This window comes from Bartonella sp. AS69XJJH, assembly GCF_042195585.1.
In the GTDB taxonomy this organism is placed as follows: domain Bacteria; phylum Pseudomonadota; class Alphaproteobacteria; order Rhizobiales; family Rhizobiaceae; genus Bartonella.
Genome location: NZ_JBHIOO010000126.1, coordinates 1 through 728 on the forward strand (window position 1 = coordinate 1; position 728 = coordinate 728).

At 48.8% G+C, this 728-nt stretch carries 1 protein-coding gene; it reads right to left on the minus strand.

Annotated features, from left to right (window positions below; all coding sequences use genetic code 11):
• A partial coding sequence (locus ACFIK6_RS10135; RefSeq protein ID WP_375677619.1) for a hemagglutinin repeat-containing protein occupies positions 1-728 on the minus strand: 728 nt, incomplete at both ends.

The window sequence follows — 728 nt, forward strand, 5'->3', positions numbered from 1 at the left end:
TGCCCCATCGCCCTCTGTCCAGTTGTATCAGTAAGGATGATAGTCCCATCGCTGATAGCAGATTTGGTTTCCCCTTCTGCTGCATCCTTGGCTTTGCCGTGATTTAAAACATTCTTGGCAATGTTTTTTATCGTGTCATTCCCAGAAATGCTAAACCCATGGCTGCTGGCTTTAGCATGGGCACTGTTGCTGATATCACTGGTGGTAATGCTTCCAGTGGTCAGGCTGTTTTTATCTGCCGGCGCAGTGCTGGAAATAAGTCCTCCGGTTAGCGTTGTTTTATCTTTAACGTTGATCTTAAAGCCGCCATCACCCGCTTTGATGCCTGATTGCTCCACAACACTATGATAATCGCTAGAGGATTTATCCTTTTGGAAAGAGGCACTCATGGAGCCCCCACCACCCGTTTGTCCAGCACCAAACCCAACAGAAACAGAGTTTTGCTTGCTGGAAGTTTGTCCCGTATCACTGCGGCTGATAATGGCAAAATCACCCCCTACTTCCATTTCTACACGCTCTCCAGAAACCACGGCGCCTGCCAATGTGGTGTTTGCCTGACTTATGGTGTGAACTGTGCCGGTGCCTATAATATGGCTGTTTTTGTGTTGAACTTCCTCACTGGAACCTTCCCCTTGACTAAAAGAAGCACTACCCGTTGCCCCTGCGCCACCCGTGCCATAACCGGTGCCAACACTCATTGAAGCACTTTCACTGCTGTTTTGTGTGCT